We start from the raw sequence: 2708 nt of genomic DNA on the forward strand, positions 1-2708 counted from the left end.
CTCAGCTATCTGCGTTGGCGGCACCCCGGCGTTCAGCCACGTCGATACCGCGGCGTGCCGCAGGTCGTATACGGCGTCCCGGCGAGCCCACCAACGGCCAGCGCGGCCACAGCCGTGCCCACCTGCCGTCCTCACTCTCCGTCCAACAGCACGGTGACCCCGCAGGCCGGCACGGCCGCGGCCCCCAAATCCCGATCATGTTCTTCTACATGGCATTGGCCGCTGACCCCGGTGCGCGCTGTATCAGCATGATGATCTCATTAGGTTGGAAGATAATCAGGAACGTATTCCAGTCGCCGGAGCCGGACAATCCGGCTTCGTTATGGTAGGGGAACCGCCCGGTCTCGTCACGCAGAGCGCCGTCACCCCTGCCCGCTGTCCGGCCGGGGCCGGCTCCTGTGATGTACACGTATTTGCGCCAGGGATAGCTCCGCCCGGCGCGGCGCATGGCCTAACGTGAACGAGACGCGGCTACCATTTCGTTTTTCGGGAGTTCGCGTTGCTGCAGGTTCTATCGGATGAAAGCGTTGGGAGGTACGTGCTACCCGTGCGGAACAACAAGAATTCGATGGTCAGGAGAGTCCTCGCCGGTGCAACTGCGGCGATCGGTGCCGCAGCCTTCATTGGATTGGGCGCCTCTGTTGCAACCGCAAGCAGCGTAATCGCCATCGGTCACTCCACCTTCGCGGACACCGACGCGGGCGTCGATGCGGGGGTTGACACAGGTGTCGGCCCGATCGTCGGCCCGGTTGGCCCGGTTGGCCCGGTTGGCCCGGTTGGCCCGATCGTCGGTCCGGTTGGTCCGATCGTCGGCCCAATCATCTGATCGACGCCGGCACGGTGTGACGGCATAACTCCGATGGCAACTCGCCGGTAACAAGTGGCGAGCGGAAGTTCAGCCGGTGCCATCGGGATATAGATCAATCGCGCCGGCAGGATCAGTCATCGGTATTGATCCTGCCGGCGCGCCTTCCCCCAAATAGCGGCGTCGCCACAATTTTGGAACCCCTGGCTCTACGGTTGACCGCTGTCCGGCCTCGGTGTTTCGTGAACGGTTCAGGTAGCGGTTTGCTACGCAAGCTGGTCGGAGCGGGGCCGAAAGCGCGCAGAAGCCGGGGAATCCGCCCGCCCCGGGCCTTTCTCGTGTCCGCCTTTCGGTGGAATCAGGACCCGTGGTAGATCTCTCTGTGGTGCGCTACCCGGACCACCGTGACGACGGCCCGGTCATCCTCGACGTGGTAGATCATCCGGTAGTCGCCAACCCTGAGCCGGAGCACACCCGAGGACTCACCGACGAGTGCCCGTACACCGTGGGGACGAGGATCGTTCGCCAGCCCCGTCACCGCAATCAACATTCGGCGAGCCGTAACACTGTCCAGCTTGCGCAGTTCACGGAGCGCCGGCGTCGTCCACTCGATCTCGTACGTCACCGTCAGGTCAGGCCGAACTCGGCCATCACATCCCGGTGCGGCACGCGCGGCTCACTGGACGCAAGCGCAGCCCGCGCGGCGGTCAAGGCGGCCTCATCCTCGGCCGCTTCCAGCTCCCGCAGGTCCTCGATCGAAATGACCGCAGCGACCGCACGGCCATGACGGGTGAGCACGATCCGCGCGTGCGCGTGCTCCGCCTTGGACACGATCTCACCGAGATGGTCCCGCGCCTCACTGATCGGCATCTCGCTCACACCCTATCCGACCAGCATCTTCGGCCTGAATCCGCAGGTCACGATGCTTTCGATCTTTCTTCTGCTGATCTTTCTGCGGCTTGCGGACGTCCGGTTGTGGCCGGTCGCGGGTGGTCCTCCACGGCCATCTGCGGGGAATCCATAGAAACGATCATGATACTTCGTTGAAAGCTTGAGCACCGGGCTCTGCATCGTGCTTGTCCGGGTTGTCGAGCGCATAGCGCCTGCGTTCGGCCGCGGTGAGAAGACGGCCGGCCCGTGCCCGCAGCTCCTCAATCAGTATGGGCGCATCGATGGGCCGGATCCGGGCGGAGCGGTCGGTGCTGGCGGTGGCGACCCGGCGGTCGGGGGATGGAGACCACCGCCCGCACCGGGCTGCCGTGGTCGAGACGGGTGTGTTCGGCGCCGATGGCTGCAACAGATGACCCGATCCGGCGAGGTCAAGCTGACCGACTTCGGTATTGCCGCGATCAGCAACGCAACGAGGATCACCGTCGACGGGTGGGGGCCGATGACGACCGCCTACACCGCGCCCGAACGGATCCGCGGCGAGACAGGAACCGCGGCCAGCGACATCTTCTCGTTAGGAGTGACGCTCTACGAGGCGGTTGAGGGGATATCCCCCTTCCAGCGGGAGGAAACACTCGCGACCATGTACGCGGTACTCGACGAGCAGCCCCCACGCCCGCAGCATGCGCCGCCGCTGCTGGCGGAGACACTACGCCTGATGCTCAGGAAAGATCCGGCCACGCGGGCGCCGGCCCGGCAGGTACGAGCTGGACTGGCAGAAATCTGTTGTACGGCTCACCAGCGAGGGGACACCACAGAGCGCTGAGTAATAATTACGCGACCATCAACCCTTCGCGGCACCTCGGTGCGTCCCGGATGCGTTTCGCTGAAATGACCGCGACGACTCCGTGACGGTCGGCCCGGTACCTCAGCCTGGACGCCGGTGATGCGGGCGTCGCCGAACACGGTGGTGGATCTGTAGTAGATGACGTCGTCGATGCCCCTTCGACCCACG

The 2708-nt window shown here is 64.9% G+C and carries 5 protein-coding genes; 2 read left to right on the forward strand and 3 right to left on the reverse strand.

Annotated features, from left to right (window positions below):
* Nucleotides 1-547 precede the first annotated feature (547 nt).
* Complete coding sequence (locus DD1DGNOD_RS27710) at nucleotides 548-826, forward strand: hypothetical protein (RefSeq protein ID WP_206442922.1); 279 nt, start codon at nucleotides 548-550, stop codon at nucleotides 824-826.
* A gap of 337 nt (nucleotides 827-1163) precedes the next feature.
* Here the strand turns inward: DD1DGNOD_RS27710 and DD1DGNOD_RS03500 are convergent, their stop codons facing one another.
* Nucleotides 1164-1430 carry a type II toxin-antitoxin system RelE family toxin gene (locus tag DD1DGNOD_RS03500; protein WP_131769426.1) on the reverse strand — a complete coding sequence of 89 codons (267 nt, stop codon included), beginning with the start codon at nucleotides 1428-1430 and terminating at the stop codon, nucleotides 1164-1166.
* Nucleotides 1431-1432: 2 nt separating this feature from the next.
* Nucleotides 1433-1675: a type II toxin-antitoxin system Phd/YefM family antitoxin gene (locus DD1DGNOD_RS03505; protein ID WP_131765217.1), complete on the reverse strand. Its 243-nt coding sequence runs from the start codon at nucleotides 1673-1675 to the stop codon at nucleotides 1433-1435.
* A gap of 430 nt (nucleotides 1676-2105) precedes the next feature.
* Here DD1DGNOD_RS03505 and DD1DGNOD_RS03510 point away from each other — a divergent pair, with 430 nt between their 5' ends.
* A complete protein-coding gene (locus DD1DGNOD_RS03510) occupies nucleotides 2106-2519 on the forward strand; it encodes a protein kinase domain-containing protein (protein WP_131769427.1) in 414 nt (137 codons plus the stop codon).
* Here the strand turns inward: DD1DGNOD_RS03510 and DD1DGNOD_RS27715 are convergent.
* The coding region (locus DD1DGNOD_RS27715) for a hypothetical protein (protein WP_206442923.1) at nucleotides 2489-2708 on the reverse strand (220 nt) is incomplete at its 5' end. The genes DD1DGNOD_RS03510 and DD1DGNOD_RS27715 overlap by 31 nt on opposite strands.

This window comes from Candidatus Protofrankia californiensis (assembly GCF_900634765.1).
In the GTDB taxonomy this organism is placed as follows: Bacteria; Actinomycetota; Actinomycetes; order Frankiales; family Frankiaceae; genus Protofrankia; species Protofrankia californiensis.

What these genes read in the sequence shown, in the direction of transcription:
- DD1DGNOD_RS03505 (WP_131765217.1), bottom strand. Translation starts at nt 1,675, where the DNA reads ATGCCGATCAGTGAGGCGCGGGACCATCTCGGTGAGATCGTGTCCAAG.
- DD1DGNOD_RS03510 (WP_131769427.1), top strand. Translation starts at nt 2,106, where the DNA reads ATGACCCGATCCGGCGAGGTCAAGCTGACCGACTTCGGTATTGCCGCG.